Source organism: Flavobacterium sp. N2038 (genome assembly GCF_025947185.1).
GTDB lineage: Bacteria > Bacteroidota > Bacteroidia > Flavobacteriales > Flavobacteriaceae > Flavobacterium.
Map to the genome: position 1 here is coordinate 691,967 of NZ_CP110001.1, position 15,902 is coordinate 707,868.

Genomic DNA, 15,902 nt, shown 5'->3' on the forward strand with positions numbered 1-15,902 from the left:
CAAATATTCCAAAAACAATTTCATTTATTGTAAGAAAAACAAAAGTTAATTCATGAAAAGATTTAATGATTTCTATTAATCGGATGTAATAAAAATACTTCTTTTTATGTATTAGAAAAATTTTAACATATAATATCAAAATTTAACAATAAGTTTGTATTCGCACTAAAAACTTAAATAATAATGAAAAGACAACTAAGCAAACCATTGTTTTGTGCTTTTTCGGTAATGTTTTCATTGACTGCCGTTAATGCTCAGGACGCAACTTCAAAAGAACCGGGTATAAATGTTTCTTACATGGATACTAAAATTAGTCCGACTCAGGATTTTTTTAAATATGTAAACGGAAGCTGGTTAAGCAAAACAGAAATCCCAAGTGACAGAACAACCTGGGGAAGTTTTAATGAGTTAATCAAAAAAACAGATAAAGATGCAATGGCAATTTTGAAGGAAGCTTCAAAAAATCCAAAGTACAAATCTAATACAGATCAGGGTAAAGCGATTAATTTGTTTAATACTGTATTGGATACAGTGGGTAGAAACAAAAGAGGAATTGAACCTTTGAAGCCTTATCTGAAAAAGATCGATGCAATAAAAAATGTTGCTGATCTTCAAAACTATTTGGTTGAAATGGAACCTCAGGGAGGAAATGATTTCTTCGGAATTTACATTGGAGCCGATGATAAAAACAGTTCTAAAAACTCTGTAAACCTTGGAGTTAGTCGTTTAGGATTGTCTGATAAAGATTATTATACTTCTGATGATAAAGATTCTAAAGAAAAACGTGCAAAGTATGAGCTTCACGTAGCAAGAATGATGCAGTTTATTGGTGAATCACCAGAAAAAGCAAAACAAAGCGCTGCAGAAATTTTGGCTCTTGAGACAAGTTTGTCAACTCCAAGACTAAATCGTGTGGAAAGCAGAGACAGCCGTTTACAATATAACCCAATGACAATTGCAGATCTTCAAAAGTTGACTCCGGCAATTAAATGGGATGCTTATTTTACAGGACTTGGTTTGGTAAAACTTGATTCGGTGATTGTAACAGAACCACGTTATATGAAAGCTTTGCAAACTGTTTTTACAGAAAACAAAGTTGCACAATGGAAGGAATACTTAAAATGGACTTTACTAAACCGTTCAACATCAAGATTAACGACTGATATTGAAACAGCTAATTTTGACTTTTACAGCAAAACGCTAAGAGGCGCAATCAAACAATTGCCACGTGAAGAAAACGCCTTATCTGTTGTAAACCGAAGTATTGGTGAAGCGCTTGGTAAATTGTATGTTGAAAAGGTATTTCCTGCTGAAGCAAAAACAAAAGCAGTTGATATGATTCATAATATTATTACGGCGTACCAAAACCGTATTAATAATTTAAGCTGGATGTCTGCAGAGACTAAGACTAAAGCAATTGAAAAATTAAATAAAATTACAATCAAAGTAGGATATCCGGATAAATGGAAAGATTACTCTAAATTGGAAATTAAAAGTGTAGCAGAAGGTGGTTCTTATTTTCAAAATTCAATAAATCTGGCAAAATGGAGTTTTGCTGAAGGAATTGAAAAATTAAAAAAACCAGTTGATAAAACAGAGTGGGGAATGTCACCACAAACTGTAAATGCTTATTACAATCCGTCTTACAACGAGATTGTTTTCCCGGCAGCAATCTTACAACCTCCTTTTTACAATTATCAGGCAGATGAAGCTGTAAATTATGGTGGAATTGGAGCTGTAATCGGACATGAAATCTCACATGGTTTTGATGATTCTGGTGCACGTTACAACGCAGATGGAAACCTTGTTGACTGGTGGACTGCTGATGATCTAAAACAATTTACAGAACTTGGAACTAAACTGGCAGATCAGTACAGTGCTTTAGAACCATTACCTGGAATTCATGTAGATGGTAAATTTACTTTGGGTGAAAACATTGGTGATCTAGGCGGAATCAATGCAGCATTTGATGGTTTGCAATTGTATCTAAAAGCACACGGAAGACCTGGATTAATTGATGGGTTTACTCCAGAACAAAGATTCTTTATTTCCTGGGCTACCGTATGGAGAACTAAAACAAGAGATGAAGCTCTTAAAAATCAGGTAAAAACAGATCCGCATTCTCCTGGAATGTACAGAGCTTATGTTCCAATTCAGAACGTAGATGCTTTTTATGATGCTTTTGCAATCAAGAAAGGGGATAAGATGTACATTGAACCAGAAAAACGAGTTAAAATCTGGTAATCTTATGAATATAAAAAACGGCGCTATTTAAGCGCCGTTTTTGTTTATATGTTATTGAAGTGCAATGTAAATATTTACCTCTGCATTTTCGGGATTTTGAGCCTTTTCACCATAAATTTCAAAATCTGCTGTAAAGGCCCGGTTTAAATCTGAATTCCAAATCTTCATCCATTCGTTAAAAACAATCCCTTCAGCAAGATTTCCTTTTGCTGCAAATCTTTCATAGTTTTCTCCTTCAACTATTTTTGCAACCATTCCATCCGGAATAAGATCTAAATGCTCTACAACGCAACCTAAGATGGTTGTGTAGGGTTTTGTGTGATCCTTTTCGTAGTCTGTATAAATACAGTAGATATCATTACTTGTCTTATTCGGAATTTGCTGGAGAATTTTTTCTGCTATGAATTTGTCCCAAAGTGCGGGAATGTCTTTTCCGGATTGTCCATTTTCATTTGTAGTTCTAACTGAAATTCCAATTATGCTGAATTTTTGAGTATACATTTCTTTTAAGTTTAGAATTAATTAAATCAAAATTAGAATGAGGTAGTGACAACAGCGTGTCAAGAGTTCATGAAGATTTTAAAATTTAATAGTATAAAAAATGGCGCAAATTTGCGCCATTTTTGTTTGGAGGTATATTGTCAAATTTTATTTCAAATTACTGTAAATATAAGCTTCAATTGCTTTTAATTCATCATCAGACATTGCCTGAGTTATTGGCAGATTGGTTTTCATAACCGAAAACTGGCTCGGATCAACAATTGGGTCTGCATTTCCTTTTAAGAAAGTTACTATGTCTGCATTTTTGTCTTGATACATTTTAGCAATTTCTTTTATACTTGGACCAATAACTTTTTGATCTGGCTTATGACAAGAAGCACAATTTCCTGCTCCTTCAAATATTTCTTTTCCTAAAGCTTCAGGAGTTTTGGCTTTAGCCGATTCTCCTTCAGAATAAGATTCTATATTTGTCTCAGTTGATTTCCCAAAAGGTTCCTGACTTTCTTTTTTGCAGGAAGCAAATGCTAAAACGATAGCTAAGAATACTACTTTTTTCATTCTATTTATTTAAAATTACAGCAGCTTCTTTTGCAAAATAAGTTGAGATAATACTCGCTCCCGCACGCTTAATGCAATAAAGTTGCTCTATCATGATTTTGTCGTGATCAAGCCATCCTCTTTCTGCTGCGGCCTTTACCATAGCGTACTCACCAGATACCTGATAAACTGCAACCGGTACATGAACGGCATTTTTTACCTCACGAACAATGTCTAAATAGGCCATTCCTGGTTTTACCATTACGATGTCGGCACCCTCTTCAACATCTAATAATGCTTCACGAATTCCTTCAATTCTGTTGGCATAATCCATCTGATAAGTCTTCTTATCTTTTGGGATATTTTGTGAATCTACCGGAGCAGAATCTAAAGCATCACGAAATGGTCCATAAAATGCCGAAGCATATTTGGCGCTGTAACTCATAATCCCCACGTTATGGTGACCATTTTCTTCTAATGCTTTTCTAATCGCCAAAACCCTTCCGTCCATCATATCACTTGGAGCGACAAAATCGGCTCCGGCTTCAGCGTGGCTTAAACTCATACGAGTTAAAGCATCAACGGTTGCATCGTTAATCAATTGGCCATTTTCTATAATTCCGTCATGTCCATAAATAGAATATGGATCAAGCGCAACATCGGGCATTACAATCATTTCCGGAACAGCATCTTTAATTGCACGAATGGTTTGTTGCATCAAACCATCTTTATTCCAGGCTTCAGTTCCTTTATTGTCTTTTAGATTGTCGCTTACCTTTACATAGATATTAACTGCTTTAATTCCTAAATCCCACGCTTCTTTTACTTCTTTAATCGTGTTGTCTAAAGAATGACGATAAATTCCCGGCATTGACGGAATAGCTGCTTTTACGTCTTTTCCTTCTGCAACAAACATAGGAAGCATAAAATCCTGTGGACTTAAGCTGGTTTCACGAACTAATGAACGAATAGACTCGTTGGTTCTTAAACGGCGGTTTCTTTGTAATGGGAACATAATTTTTTGTTTAAAGTTTAAAGTTTCAGGTTGAATTCTGAAATCTTAAATTATTTTATTAATTGTAATTTATAATGTTGTTTCTGATTTGCTTTTATGTGATAGAAGCTTCATAAATCTTTTTGATTGTTTTGCCTATTTTAGTGTCAAATTCTTCTTCAGTTTGATCAGCAGCAAGTCCTTCAGACAATGCTCTTGAGAAACTTGCTATCAATCCGTGGTTTTGCGCCAGTTTATTATTGGCTTCATCCTGACCATATCCACCAGACAGTGCTACGACACGTACTACATGTGGATCAGAGATTAATTCGCTATAAAAATCATTCACCGTTGGAATGGATAATTTAAGCATTACTTTTACCTCTTTATCCAATAAATTAAGTTGTTGCTTGATTTCTTCTTTTAGAATTTCTTCTGATTTTTCTTTATCGACACTGTAAATATCAATTTCTGGTTCTATAATTGGAATTAATCCTTTATTGAAAATTTGTTTGCCTATTTCAAACTGTTGTTTAACAACTTCTCGAATTCCTTCCTGATTCGCTTCTTTGATAACAGAACGCATTTTAGTTCCAAAGATATTTCGTTCTACTGCCCGATCTAATAATTCGTCAAGATTTGAAATAGGCTTCATCAACTGTACGCCATTTGCAAGATCAGCAAGACCTTTGTCAACTTTTAAAAACGGAACAATGTTTTTTTCTTTCCACAGATAATCAGCTGTCCATTGTTCGTCAATTTTACGATCCATTGTGTTTTCAAACAAAATAGCACCCAGAATATATTTACTGTCAAATGCCGGACTTTTAATGATCCTTGTTCTCATCTCATGTACCAGTGTGTACATTTCTTCGTCATTTTTGTAACGGTCTTCCTTTACACCATATTGCGCCAGTGCTTTTGGAGTACTTCCGCCACTTTGATCCAGTGCGGCGATAAAGCCTTTTCCGGAATGCATACGGTCTAATTGTGCTGTGTTGATTTTTACATTTCCATTTTCCATAATGACGAAATTTTATTAATTATAAAACCCAGTTATCGAGAGTCATGTATCCATGCTTGTTTTTTTGCTGTTTTCTAAAGCCCAATTTTCTTGTTTACCTTGTCATAGACCTCTTTTACCTTTTTTGGAGGATCAAATCGATATCCTACCGAAAGTTTTAAAGTAGCAATATTATCATTTAATCGAGGATCAACTTTATCATCTTGTGCAAAGCTTACGGTATTAAGAGTTGCAAAACCAAAAAAACGATCTTTGTTATAAGCCAGTTTTAAATTAAAATCTGCCTGATACAGAGCAGATGTATCGCCATTGACATCATTAATTCCTGCGCCTAATGCAATTCCTGCACCAACTAAAACCCTGTCGCTAATGACAAAGTTATAAAAATAGGAAGGTGCTATGGTAAATACGTAAATATCGCCGGGTGATGAATCGGGAGTATTTAAGTCTATATTGGTGTAGTAAAATGAGAAAGTCGGGATAAAACTACCTGAACTCTTAGTTTGCCACTCATTTTGACTTACCAGTGTTTTAAAAGAGAATTTATCATTGAAAACATATGCTGTTGATCCGCCAATTTTTGTAGTACGCATATGTGGCAGCTGAGCCGTTATATTATCATCACTGATATAAAACCCCTTTTGATTGATAAAAGTGAACGATTGGATCCATTTTTTATAATAAAAACGGGTATTGAAATTAAAGTGTTTCGAATTAGAGTCACCTTTATTTCCTCCAAGAAATTTGGGTGCAAAACCAACAGTAACATCAATGATTTTATAGTTTAAATTAAAACCAATCTGTTCTCTTCTGTTCGGGATAAGATTTACAAATATTTTCGGGTCCTGACCATCTGAAGCAATCTGAAAACTATTTGAAGTGTCCAGATAATAAACGCTGGCAGTAATTTTATCGCTATAAGATTTAAAATACGGATTCTGCAAAGTGTCATTTTGGGCAAAACACCCAAAAACACCTGCAAAAAACAATATGTAAATCAGTTTTAGATCCATTCGCGCGGATTTTCTAATATATTTATCAATTTTTCTTCTTCGCTTCCAGTTTCCGGATGATGATCGTAAACCCATTGCACATGCGGTGGAAGACTCATTAGAATACTTTCGATTCTTCCATTGGTTTTTAATCCAAATAAAGTTCCTTTATCATGAACCAGATTAAACTCAACATAGCGGCCACGACGAATTTCCTGCCAGTTTCTTTGTTCCGGAGAATAAGAAAGGTCTTTTCTTCTTTCCACAATTGGGACATATGCTTCCAGGAAACTATTTCCAACTTCGGTTACAAAATCGTACCAGTTTTCCATTGACATTTGTTCATTTGCTTTACAATAATCAAAGAATAAACCACCAAGTCCTCGGGCTTCGTTTCGGTGTGCATTCCAGAAGTATGAATCACATTGCTTTTTATATTTTGGATAGAATTCTGGATTGTGTTTATCGCAAGCTGTTTTACACGTTTGATGAAAGTGCGTTCCATCTTCTTCAAACAAGTAATAAGGCGTTAAATCCTGTCCGCCACCAAACCATTGTTCGATAACATTTCCTTTTTCGTCATACATTTCAAAATATCGCCAATTGGCGTGCACAGTAGGAACCATTGGGTTTTTAGGATGTAAAACCAAACTTAATCCGCAGGCAAAGAAATCGGCTTCACCAACATTAAACATTTTCTGCATCGTTTCCGGAAGTTTTCCATGAACGGCTGAAATGTTAACTCCGCCTTTTTCGAAAACTGCTCCGTTTTCAATAACACGTGTTCTTCCTCCACCGCCTTCAGGACGTTTCCATAAGTCTTCGCGAAATTTTGCTGTTCCATCAACAGCTTCTAATCCAGCGCAGATTTGATCTTGTAATTGTTGTATGTATGAGAAAAATTTATCTTTCATGTTGATTATATTCTGATTTGAGTAATCCAAAATAAACGACATCTTCAAATGTTCCGTCGCCACCTTTAAATTCGTCTCGTAATATTCCTTCTTGTTTAAAATTGTGTTTTAATGCAATCTGTTGACTCGCTTTGTTGATTTTTGAAGTACAGATAAAAACCTTATTCATTTTTAAAGTATTGAAACAAAAATCTAATGTTTCTGAAACCAACCTTGAAGTAATCCCTTTTCCTTGATAATCTTCATCAACAAAATAACCCAACTCACATTTTGAAATTCTGTTATCAATGCTTTTTACACATAAATAGCCAATTAAAGTATTGGATTTTATATCTCTTGCATAGAAATAATATCCTTCTTTGTGGTTTTCTTTATCTTGGTTATAAGCAATGAAGCTTTTTGTTTTTTCTAAATCTAAGCAATGAGATAAGGTAACAGGGAAGGTTTTCTCGATATGTTTTGTATTCTTTTCAATAAGTGTGTAAAACTCTTCAGGAAGAATAGTTTCGATTCGGTCTGTTTTCCAATCTGTAAAACTCATCTTTATTTGTTTTTTAGCGAAGTGATTTTAGCATTTATTCCAAAAGAAAAAACTTTACTTTCTTGCTGGATATATTGGTAAATGGCAAGAGCTTTTCCTAGAAAGTCGAATTGTTTTTCAACAGAAAGTTCCAATAAAATATCAGCAAATTGTTCTTGCTGATTCCAGTCTAAATGGCATCGTTGTAAAAGCAGAATTAATTCCTCTTCTGGGATTTCAATGGTTCTTTGTAAACTTAAACCAAAATTTTTTAGTTGTTCATCAATAAGACTTGTGTCTTCAGCATTCCAAAATTTCGGCACAAAAATTAAGGCATGCAAAGTTCGTAGAGTATTTTCTATTCTAATAGATTCTTCGTCTCTAAGTCCTTTGTTTAGCATTTTTTGAGTTGTTGGTTGAATGTTTATGGTTGATAGTTATATTCAACAACGATCAACCATAAACCATAAACATTCAACTTATTATTGTCCGTATTCCTTAACAGCGTCAATAAACGCTTTTGCGTGGTCTACAGGGATATTTGGTAAAATTCCGTGACCTAAATTTACAATATATTTGTCTTTTCCAAACTCGTCGATCATTTCGTGAACCATTTTCTTGATAGTCGGAATTGGAGAAAGTAATCTTGACGGATCAAAATTTCCTTGTAAAGTGATGTTTCCTCCAGATAAATAACGAGCATTTCTTGCCGAACAAGTCCAATCTACTCCAAGAGCCGAAGCTTTACTTTTACCCATTTCGCCAAGAGCAAACCAACATCCTTTTCCAAAAACAATAACCGGGGTAACCTCAGCCAAAGCATCAACGATTTGGTTGATGTATTTCCATGAGAATTCCTGATAATCAACAGGAGAAAGCATTCCTCCCCAAGAATCAAAAATTTGAACGGCATTTACTCCCGATTTTACTTTTTCTTTTAAGTATAAAATGGTTGTATCTGTAATTTTTTGTAATAATGTATGTGCTGCAACTGGGTTTGAAAAACAGAATCCTTTTGCAGTATCAAAACTTTTAGAACCTTTTCCTTCAACTGCATAACAGAAAATTGTCCAGGGAGAACCTGCGAAACCAATTAACGGAACTTCGTCGTTCAACATTTCTTTGGTCAATTTCACAGCATCGAAAACGTAACCTAATGTTTCATTTACATCTGGAACAAAAACTTGATTCACTTGTTCCATTGTACGAATCGGATTTGGAATGATTGGCCCTAAATTATCTTTCAACTCTACGTGAATTCCCATTGCGCGAGGCACTACTAAAATATCTGAGAACAAAATAGCAGCATCAGGAGCAATTCTGCGAATTGGCTGAACGGTAATTTCAGCGGCTAATTCCGGAGTTTCGCAACGTGTAAAAAAATCATATTTATCACGCAGTTCTCTAAATTCAGGTAAATATCTTCCCGCCTGACGCATCATCCATACTGGCGGACGCTGAACTGTTTCTCCTTTTAATGCTCTTAAAAATAAGTCGTTTTTTAACATGTTTTTTTGCTTTAGGCTTTAAGCTTTAGGCTTTAAGCGGTGTTTGTCTATATTCTTTTGCTTAAAGCCTAAAGCTTAAAGCGTATTGCTAAATTATTTTTCGCTTATGGCTTAAAGCCTAAAGCATATTGCTATTTGTATTCCTGAATTACATCTTCGATCACGTCTTCAATTGTGGGTTGATCTGCGATGATAATGTTTTTTGTGATTTTTGATAAAGCTTCTGCTGTTGTGTCGCCAATACAAAAGCAGATTTGTTTTTGTATCGTGTTGTCTTTTAAGTAGCTATTAACTCCAGATGGACTAAAAAACAATAAAGCTTCCGGATTTGCTTTTATTTTTTGAGGCTGTAAAGCAGTTTCGTAAACTTGAATTTCATTGAATTTTATTCCTGCTTCTTTCAAAGCGTCTGGTAAAGTATCTCTTCTTAAGTTTCCACTGAAAAAAGTATAACTCTCATTTGCGTAAATTAAAGTAATGATTTCAGCCAAATCTGAAGCGTAACCTGTATATGCTACAACATTAAACCCATTATCGCTTAATAGCGTTTTGGTTTTAAGTCCCACACAATAAACGTTTTTCTCCCGAAGCTTCGGTAGCAGTTCTTCCGATTTGGGATCAGATAAAATACTATGAACTGCATTTTGACTTGTAAATATCAGACTTTCGTTGAGGTCTTTTAATTCAAAAGATTTTATTTCGGTTTTGATAAAATCGGCTTCGATTAGTTCAATGCCGTATTTCATTAACTCTTGTTTATGAAGAGGAGATAATATTTTAGTAGATAATATCTGAATCGGATTTGCCATTATTTTTTCAGTGATTCTTTTATTTTGTGCATCAATTCCGTTCCTCCGTTATTCAAAATTTCCTGAGCCGAGTTGAAACCTAATTTTTTCCATTCAGAAATATCAACCGTTTTGTTGACTTCCAGTTTTTGTTTTCCGTCAATAGAAAGTAAAACACCCTGAAAATGCAAAGTGTCTTCGTCTTCATTATAAGTGACCAAAGCTCCAATTGGAGCAGTACACCCGCCTTCAAGCGTTCTTAAAAACTGACGTTCGATATGGGTGCAGATTTCAGTTTCGATATCATTTAACTGAGAAAGTGCATCCAAAGTATAATTGTCGTTTTCCATTGCAACAACCAACATCGCTCCTTGTGCCGGTGCTGGAATCATCCAATCTAAATTGATGTAATTTTCAGGTTTTAAGTTGATACGCTCTAAACCAGCAGCAGCAAAAACAGCGCCGTCCCAATTGTTATCTTGTAACTTCTGCATGCGCGTATTCACGTTTCCGCGTAAATCAACCACAGTATGATTTGGGTATTTATTGAACCATTGTGCCTGACGACGCAGACTTCCGGTTGCAATGGTGCTTGGTTTATTGGCAAAATCAGTGTTGCCTTTGTGCACTAAAATGTCTAAAACATTGGCTCTTTCTAAAACAGCAGCCTGAACAATACCTTTAGGTAAAGCTGTTGGAACGTCTTTCATCGAGTGCACCGCAATATCAATATCGCCATTGATCATGGCAATGTCTAAGGTTTTGGTAAAAATTCCGGTAATCCCCAATTCATAAAGTGGTTTATCCAGAATAATATCGCCCTGAGATTTTACAGCCACAATTGAGGTTTTATAACCTAAATCGTTTAGTTTCTTTTCTACAGTGTGTGCTTGCCAAAGTGCTAATTCGCTGTCACGAGTTCCAATTCTGATTGTTTTTTCAGCCATGTTTTGTTTCTTGAACCATATAAGTTATATAAGTAAATTTAAGCAGTTTGGGTAAAACACAGTTTTTAAATGAACTTATATAACTTATATGGTTTAAAATTTGATTTTATTAAGATGCTTTTATTTTGAAGACTTTTTCGATCCACTCGATGCTTTCATCGACCATGGTGTTGTCGTCTTTTAAATGATTTGCAAAATGTGTAGTGATTTTTTGAATGATTCGGTTACTGATGATTTCAGCCTGCTCTTCATTAAAATCGGCGATTTTTTTGCTTTGAAAATCCAATTCCGAAACTTTGATCGCGTTTAATTTTTCTTTTAAGGCATTAATTGTCGGAGCAAATTTTCGGCCTTTCATCCAGATAACAAATTCTTCTTTGATTTCTTCAATGATCGCTTCAGCTGCGGGAATATGTAATTTTCTGTTTTCCAATGTTTCATCTGTCAACTGAGACAAATAATCCATGTGAATTAAAGTTACACCTTCTAATTCCTCGACATTTTCATGAACATTTTTCGGAATAGACAAATCCAGGATCAGTAAAGGCTTTTTAAGATTTAAGATCGCTTTGTCAACTGTTGGGTTTTGTGCGCCGGTTGCTACAACCACAACATCGGCTTTTTGAAGTTCTAAATGTAATTCAGAATAGTCTTTAACAATCAAATTTAATTTTCCTGCTAATTTTTCTGCTTTATCTTTAGTTCGGTTGATTAAAGTAATGTGTTCGTTTTTAGTATGTTTTACTAAATTCTCACATGTATTTCTTCCGATTTTTCCAGTTCCGAAAAGTAAAATGTTTTTATTACTGATGTCTTCTACATTTTTAAGAATGTATTGAACCGATGCAAAAGAAACCGAAGTAGCACCAGAACTGATTTCTGTTTCAGTCTTAATTCTTTTACTTGCCTGAATTACCGCATTCACCAATCTTTCCAGAAAAGCATTGGCTAGACCTAAAGATTTTGAATGTGTAAAACTGGTTTTGATTTGAGATATAATTTCGAAATCACCTAAGATCTGACTGTCTAATCCTGTTCCAACACGAAACATATGATTGATAGCTTCCTGATTTTTGTAAACGAAACCAACTCTTTGAAAAGCGTCAACAGATCCGTTACTGTTATCGCAAATAAGTTTTATTAATTGAAATGGATGTTCTGCAAAACCATAAATCTCGGTTCTGTTGCAGGTTGAAGTTACAATTAAACTTTCTATTCCATCGTTTTTAGCTTGTTCCAGCAAACGTGTTTTTGCAGTTGCGTCCAAACTAAATTGACCTCTGACCTCAGCATCAGCTTTTTTATAACTCAGACCAACTGAGTAAAAATAAAGGTGTTTCGGTACATTATTGTTTTCCATAAAATTCACTTCCTATAAAGTGCTACAAAATTATTACTATAGTGTTTATAAAAGTAACGCTAAAAGTACTTTTTATATCGCTGTATGTTTTTTTGAACCTAAATAGGTGTTTTTGAGCAAAAAGAACTATTTTTGTAGCAAAATCAACTCATTTGAAAGGATTTGTTTAGAGTGATTCTAAATAAGAATTGGGTTATGTTTTGATTTTCTTTTCAAAAAAATATCGCTATGAGTTCTCAGGAAATTATAAAAATTGAAGACGACTTTACGCTTATTCGTTTTCAAAACGACAGTTTAGAACCGTTTTTTGGGCAGCACGAGGTTGGTAGTGGCTTGATACAGTTTCACTTCGGGATAAAAGGCAATGCGAAATTCCTGTTTAATCAAGGTACTTATGCTTTAGATCTGAAGGAGGAAAAATCGTTGCTTTTGTACAATCCGCAGAAAGAATTACCATTAAATTTAGAATTGGCTCCAAATTCCTGGGTGATTTCTGTAATTGTATCGATCAAGAAATTTCACGCGTTGTTTTCTGCAGAAGCCGATTATATTACGTTTTTAAGTCCTGATAATAAGGATAAAAAGTATTATAACGAAGGAAACATCAGTCCGTCAATGGCAATTGTTTTGAGTCAGTTGTTTCATTATAATCTTCATCCGTCTATAAAAAACCTGTATTATAAAGGAAAAGGATACGAATTGCTGAGTTTGTACTTTAACAGAACAGAAGATCCAAACGCAGAACAATGTCCGTTTTTGATTGATGAAGATAACGTTTTGAAAATAAGAAAAGCAAAAGAAATTATCATCGCCAATATGGCTGAACCTCCCGGATTGCAAGAATTGGCAGATGAAATTGGTTTGAATTTGAAAAAACTCAAAATGGGTTTCAAACAAATTTATGGAGATACGGTTTACGGTTTCCTTTTTGATTATAAAATGGATTTCGCCCGAAAACTGTTAGACAGCGGTTCGTATAATGTAAACGAAGTGGGACTTAAAATAGGCTACAGTACGGGAAGTCACTTTATAGCGGCATTCAAGAAAAAGTTTGCTACAACTCCAAAGAAGTATTTGATGTCGATTAATACGAATGTTTAGGTTGTTTGCCACAAATTCACGAATTTAATCTGCGCATATCTGCTTTAATCTGTATAAATCTGCGTGAAAAATTTCACGAATTGTTCGAATCAATTTTAAATATTCTACAATAATTAAAAAGTAATAATTATCATATTTCCCAAAAGAGACAAGTTCTACTTTTGACGAAAATTTTAAAAACAAACAAAAAGCTTAAAGCCTGGAGCTTAAAGCCTAAAAGCAAAAACACATAATGAAAGGCGCACTTTTAATAAACTTAGGATCACCAGACAGTCCAACACCAAAAGATGTAAAACCCTATTTAGACGAATTTTTAATGGATAAATACGTGATTGATGTTCCGTATTTATTAAGAGCGTTACTAGTTCGTGGTATTATTTTAAGAAAAAGACCAGAAGAATCTGCACACGCTTACGCAAAAATCTGGTGGGAAGAGGGTTCACCACTAATTGTTCTTTCAGAAAGAATGCACAAAAAAGTACAACCGTTGTCTAAAATCCCTGTTTCGCTTGCAATGCGTTACGGATCTATGACAATTGAAAAAGGTTTGCAGGAACTGAGCGATCAGGGCGTTACCGAAGTGCTGCTTTTCCCGCTTTATCCCCAATATGCGATGGCTTCAACTTTGACTATTTTAGTTTTGGCAGAAGAAATTCGCAAGAAGAAATTTCCTCACATGAAATTCAGCGATGTTCCGGCATTCTTCAATAAACCGGATTATATCAAAAATGTGGCCGATTCTATTCAAAAGAATCTGGAAGGATTCGATTACGATCAATTAGTGTTTTCGTATCACGGAATTCCCGAACGTCATGTTCGTAAAACAGACAAAACAAAATCACACAAGAAATTCGTAACCAACGAAATGTGCTGTGAAGTAGGATCTCCTGAAGCAGAATTCTGCTACAGAACACATTGTTACGAGACTACTCGTTTGGTTGTAGAGCAACTAGGAATTCCGAAAGACAAATATTGTGTGACTTTCCAGTCCAGATTAGCAGGCGATAAATGGCTAGAACCTTATACAGATATCGAAATCGATAAAATGCCATCAAGAGGAATTAAGAAAATTGCCGTTGTAACTCCGGCTTTCGTTACCGATTGTTTAGAAACTTTAGAGGAAATCGCGATGCGTGCCAAAGAAGATTTCGAAGCCAATGGAGGAGAAGAATTCCTTGCAATTCCTTGTTTAAATGACGACGACGAATGGTGTCAAACGGTAAGTAACTGGATAAACGATTGGGCTAAATAATAATATGTTTTTATAAATGAATAAAGTAAAAAAGATTTCGGTTTTGTTTCTGACTCTGGTGATTTTGACTGGATGTAAAAAAAGAGACACTTTTGTGAATAACAGTTTTTTTGATAAAACATTCAACTGGGAAATAAGTATTCCTGATGATTATGAAAAAGTTGATGTAAAGGAAAAAGGAGAAATTAAAGGAGATTCGACTTTAGTTAAAAAAGAACATTCTATCGTTGCTTTTAAGAGAGATAAGGTCAATTATTTTTCAGCAAATTACGAAGATTATTCTGGAGATGTCCGATCTGCTGATTTGAAAATGAGATTAAAAGATTTTCTTCTTTTAAAGAATGTTGGACAAATTTATCCAAAAGGCAAATTGGGGGATTACGCTGTAAGTACCGAAAGTGTTTCAGGTTTGGAGTTTAGAAAATCGACTATCACAATAACCGAAGATGGAAAAACAAAGGTGACATTAGTGCTTTTTTCGAGAACTTTTATAGATAAAATCTTTATCGCATCGATAGTTTATGAAGATGAAGAGTATGGTAAAGCAATGATTGATCTTTTTAAAAAATCTACATTTAAAGAATAAATGGAATATTATAACTATCTAAAATCGCTGCATCTTATTTTTGTGATTACCTGGTTTGCAGGCTTGTTTTATATTGTGCGTTTGTTTGTATATCAAATCGAAGCCAATGAAAAACCATCTCCGGAAAAAGAAATTCTACAGGCACAATATAAAATTATGACGTATCGTTTGTGGTATATCATAACTTGGCCATCGGCAGTTTTGGCGAGTATTTTTGCTTTCTGGATGTTATTTTTTACCGATTTAGGAAACGCATGGCTTAAAATGCCGTGGATGCATGTAAAATTGTGTTTTGTTTTCCTTTTGTATTTATATCATGGTAAATGCCATCAGATTTTCAAACAATTGCAAAATGATGAGGTAAAATATTCGAATAATTTTATGCGTTTATGGAATGAAGGCGCAACGATTATTTTGTTTGCCGTAGTTTTTTTAGTAGTTTTAAAAAATGCGATTAACTGGATTTACGGCGTAATTGGGATTGTTTTATTCTCGGTTTTAATTATGCTTGGATTCCGTTTCTATAAAAGAATTAGAGAGAAGAAATAAGTTTCTTTTGTTTCAGGTTTCAAGTTTCAGGTTTTGTCACAGTCGATAACCTGAAACTTGAAACCTGAAACTTGAAACAAATCAA

17 protein-coding genes are annotated in these 15,902 nt (G+C 34.6%); 5 read left to right on the forward strand and 12 right to left on the reverse strand.

The genetic code is table 11. The features are described from left to right. The first annotated feature begins 183 nt into the window (after nt 1–183). Complete coding sequence (locus tag OLM51_RS02985) at nt 184–2,244, forward strand: M13 family metallopeptidase (RefSeq protein WP_264552925.1); 2,061 nt, start codon at nt 184–186, stop codon at nt 2,242–2,244. 51 nt (nt 2,245–2,295) lie between these two features. Here OLM51_RS02985 and OLM51_RS02990 read toward each other — a convergent pair whose 3' ends face one another. The 12 genes from OLM51_RS02990 to hemA form a co-directional block, all read right to left on the reverse strand. Beyond that, nucleotides 2,296–2,745 (reverse strand): GyrI-like domain-containing protein, encoded by a 450-nt coding sequence (locus OLM51_RS02990; RefSeq protein WP_264552926.1) that lies wholly within the window; start codon nt 2,743–2,745, stop codon nt 2,296–2,298. 147 nt (nt 2,746–2,892) lie between these two features. Further along, nucleotides 2,893–3,303 (reverse strand): c-type cytochrome, encoded by a 411-nt coding sequence (locus OLM51_RS02995; RefSeq protein ID WP_264552927.1) that lies wholly within the window; start codon nt 3,301–3,303, stop codon nt 2,893–2,895. Nucleotide 3,304: 1 nt separating this feature from the next. Continuing rightward, the gene (gene hemB, locus OLM51_RS03000; RefSeq protein WP_089053472.1) at nt 3,305–4,297 is read right to left on the reverse strand and encodes a porphobilinogen synthase; all 993 of its coding nucleotides are present in this window, start codon (nt 4,295–4,297) and stop codon (nt 3,305–3,307) included. Nucleotides 4,298–4,391: 94 nt separating this feature from the next. Then, entirely contained in the window at nt 4,392–5,279 is an 888-nt protein-coding gene (locus tag OLM51_RS03005; RefSeq protein WP_264554268.1) for a fructose bisphosphate aldolase, read from the reverse strand. A 95-nt stretch (nt 5,280–5,374) separates the two neighbouring features. Then, nucleotides 5,375–6,313, reverse strand: a complete 939-nt coding sequence (locus OLM51_RS03010) for a DUF4421 domain-containing protein (RefSeq protein ID WP_264552928.1) — start codon at nt 6,311–6,313, stop codon at nt 5,375–5,377. Further along, complete coding sequence (hemF, locus tag OLM51_RS03015; RefSeq protein WP_264552929.1) at nt 6,304–7,206, reverse strand: oxygen-dependent coproporphyrinogen oxidase; 903 nt, start codon at nt 7,204–7,206, stop codon at nt 6,304–6,306. Before hemF ends, OLM51_RS03010 begins: the two co-directional genes overlap by 10 nt. Next, the gene (locus tag OLM51_RS03020; RefSeq protein ID WP_264552930.1) at nt 7,196–7,747 is read right to left on the reverse strand and encodes a GNAT family N-acetyltransferase; all 552 of its coding nucleotides are present in this window, start codon (nt 7,745–7,747) and stop codon (nt 7,196–7,198) included. The genes hemF and OLM51_RS03020 overlap by 11 nt, the downstream gene beginning before the upstream one ends. Before the next feature lie 2 nt (nt 7,748–7,749). Continuing rightward, nucleotides 7,750–8,127 carry a hypothetical protein gene (locus OLM51_RS03025; RefSeq protein WP_264552931.1) on the reverse strand — a complete coding sequence of 126 codons (378 nt, stop codon included), beginning with the start codon at nt 8,125–8,127 and terminating at the stop codon, nt 7,750–7,752. Nucleotides 8,128–8,208: 81 nt separating this feature from the next. Further along, nucleotides 8,209–9,234, reverse strand: a complete 1,026-nt coding sequence (hemE, locus tag OLM51_RS03030; protein WP_264552932.1) for a uroporphyrinogen decarboxylase — start codon at nt 9,232–9,234, stop codon at nt 8,209–8,211. A gap of 131 nt (nt 9,235–9,365) precedes the next feature. Continuing rightward, nucleotides 9,366–10,043: a uroporphyrinogen-III synthase gene (locus tag OLM51_RS03035; RefSeq protein WP_264552933.1), complete on the reverse strand. Its 678-nt coding sequence runs from the start codon at nt 10,041–10,043 to the stop codon at nt 9,366–9,368. After that, nucleotides 10,043–10,969: a hydroxymethylbilane synthase gene (gene hemC / locus OLM51_RS03040; RefSeq protein ID WP_264552934.1), complete on the reverse strand. Its 927-nt coding sequence runs from the start codon at nt 10,967–10,969 to the stop codon at nt 10,043–10,045. The genes OLM51_RS03035 and hemC overlap by 1 nt, the downstream gene beginning before the upstream one ends. A gap of 109 nt (nt 10,970–11,078) precedes the next feature. Beyond that, nucleotides 11,079–12,329 carry a glutamyl-tRNA reductase gene (gene hemA / locus OLM51_RS03045; protein WP_264552935.1) on the reverse strand — a complete coding sequence of 417 codons (1,251 nt, stop codon included), beginning with the start codon at nt 12,327–12,329 and terminating at the stop codon, nt 11,079–11,081. 228 nt (nt 12,330–12,557) lie between these two features. On the opposite strand from hemA, the gene OLM51_RS03050 reads away from it, so the two are divergent. The 4 genes from OLM51_RS03050 to OLM51_RS03065 all read left to right on the forward strand — a co-directional run bounded on the left by OLM51_RS03050 (nt 12,558) and on the right by OLM51_RS03065 (nt 15,817). Beyond that, entirely contained in the window at nt 12,558–13,430 is an 873-nt protein-coding gene (locus OLM51_RS03050; RefSeq protein ID WP_264552936.1) for a helix-turn-helix domain-containing protein, read from the forward strand. A 232-nt stretch (nt 13,431–13,662) separates the two neighbouring features. Continuing rightward, entirely contained in the window at nt 13,663–14,682 is a 1,020-nt protein-coding gene (gene hemH, locus OLM51_RS03055) for a ferrochelatase (protein ID WP_264552937.1), read from the forward strand. 16 nt (nt 14,683–14,698) lie between these two features. After that, nucleotides 14,699–15,268 (forward strand): hypothetical protein, encoded by a 570-nt coding sequence (locus OLM51_RS03060; RefSeq protein WP_264552938.1) that lies wholly within the window; start codon nt 14,699–14,701, stop codon nt 15,266–15,268. Beyond that, nucleotides 15,269–15,817 carry a CopD family protein gene (locus OLM51_RS03065; protein ID WP_264552939.1) on the forward strand — a complete coding sequence of 183 codons (549 nt, stop codon included), beginning with the start codon at nt 15,269–15,271 and terminating at the stop codon, nt 15,815–15,817. Nucleotides 15,818–15,902: the final 85 nt, after the last annotated feature.

Coding starts and splice junctions, on each gene's coding strand:
- OLM51_RS02985 (WP_264552925.1), top strand. CDS start 184: ATGAAAAGACAACTAAGCAAACCATTGTTTTGTGCTTTTTCGGTAATG.
- OLM51_RS02990 (WP_264552926.1), bottom strand. CDS start 2,745: ATGTATACTCAAAAATTCAGCATAATTGGAATTTCAGTTAGAACTACA.
- OLM51_RS02995 (WP_264552927.1), bottom strand. CDS start 3,303: ATGAAAAAAGTAGTATTCTTAGCTATCGTTTTAGCATTTGCTTCCTGC.
- hemB (WP_089053472.1), bottom strand. CDS start 4,297: ATGTTCCCATTACAAAGAAACCGCCGTTTAAGAACCAACGAGTCTATT.
- OLM51_RS03010 (WP_264552928.1), bottom strand. CDS start 6,313: ATGGATCTAAAACTGATTTACATATTGTTTTTTGCAGGTGTTTTTGGG.
- hemF (WP_264552929.1), bottom strand. CDS start 7,206: ATGAAAGATAAATTTTTCTCATACATACAACAATTACAAGATCAAATC.
- OLM51_RS03020 (WP_264552930.1), bottom strand. CDS start 7,747: ATGAGTTTTACAGATTGGAAAACAGACCGAATCGAAACTATTCTTCCT.
- OLM51_RS03025 (WP_264552931.1), bottom strand. CDS start 8,127: ATGCTAAACAAAGGACTTAGAGACGAAGAATCTATTAGAATAGAAAAT.
- hemE (WP_264552932.1), bottom strand. CDS start 9,234: ATGTTAAAAAACGACTTATTTTTAAGAGCATTAAAAGGAGAAACAGTT.
- OLM51_RS03035 (WP_264552933.1), bottom strand. CDS start 10,043: ATGGCAAATCCGATTCAGATATTATCTACTAAAATATTATCTCCTCTT.
- hemC (WP_264552934.1), bottom strand. CDS start 10,969: ATGGCTGAAAAAACAATCAGAATTGGAACTCGTGACAGCGAATTAGCA.
- hemA (WP_264552935.1), bottom strand. CDS start 12,329: ATGGAAAACAATAATGTACCGAAACACCTTTATTTTTACTCAGTTGGT.
- OLM51_RS03050 (WP_264552936.1), top strand. CDS start 12,558: ATGAGTTCTCAGGAAATTATAAAAATTGAAGACGACTTTACGCTTATT.
- hemH (WP_264552937.1), top strand. CDS start 13,663: ATGAAAGGCGCACTTTTAATAAACTTAGGATCACCAGACAGTCCAACA.
- OLM51_RS03060 (WP_264552938.1), top strand. CDS start 14,699: ATGAATAAAGTAAAAAAGATTTCGGTTTTGTTTCTGACTCTGGTGATT.
- OLM51_RS03065 (WP_264552939.1), top strand. CDS start 15,269: ATGGAATATTATAACTATCTAAAATCGCTGCATCTTATTTTTGTGATT.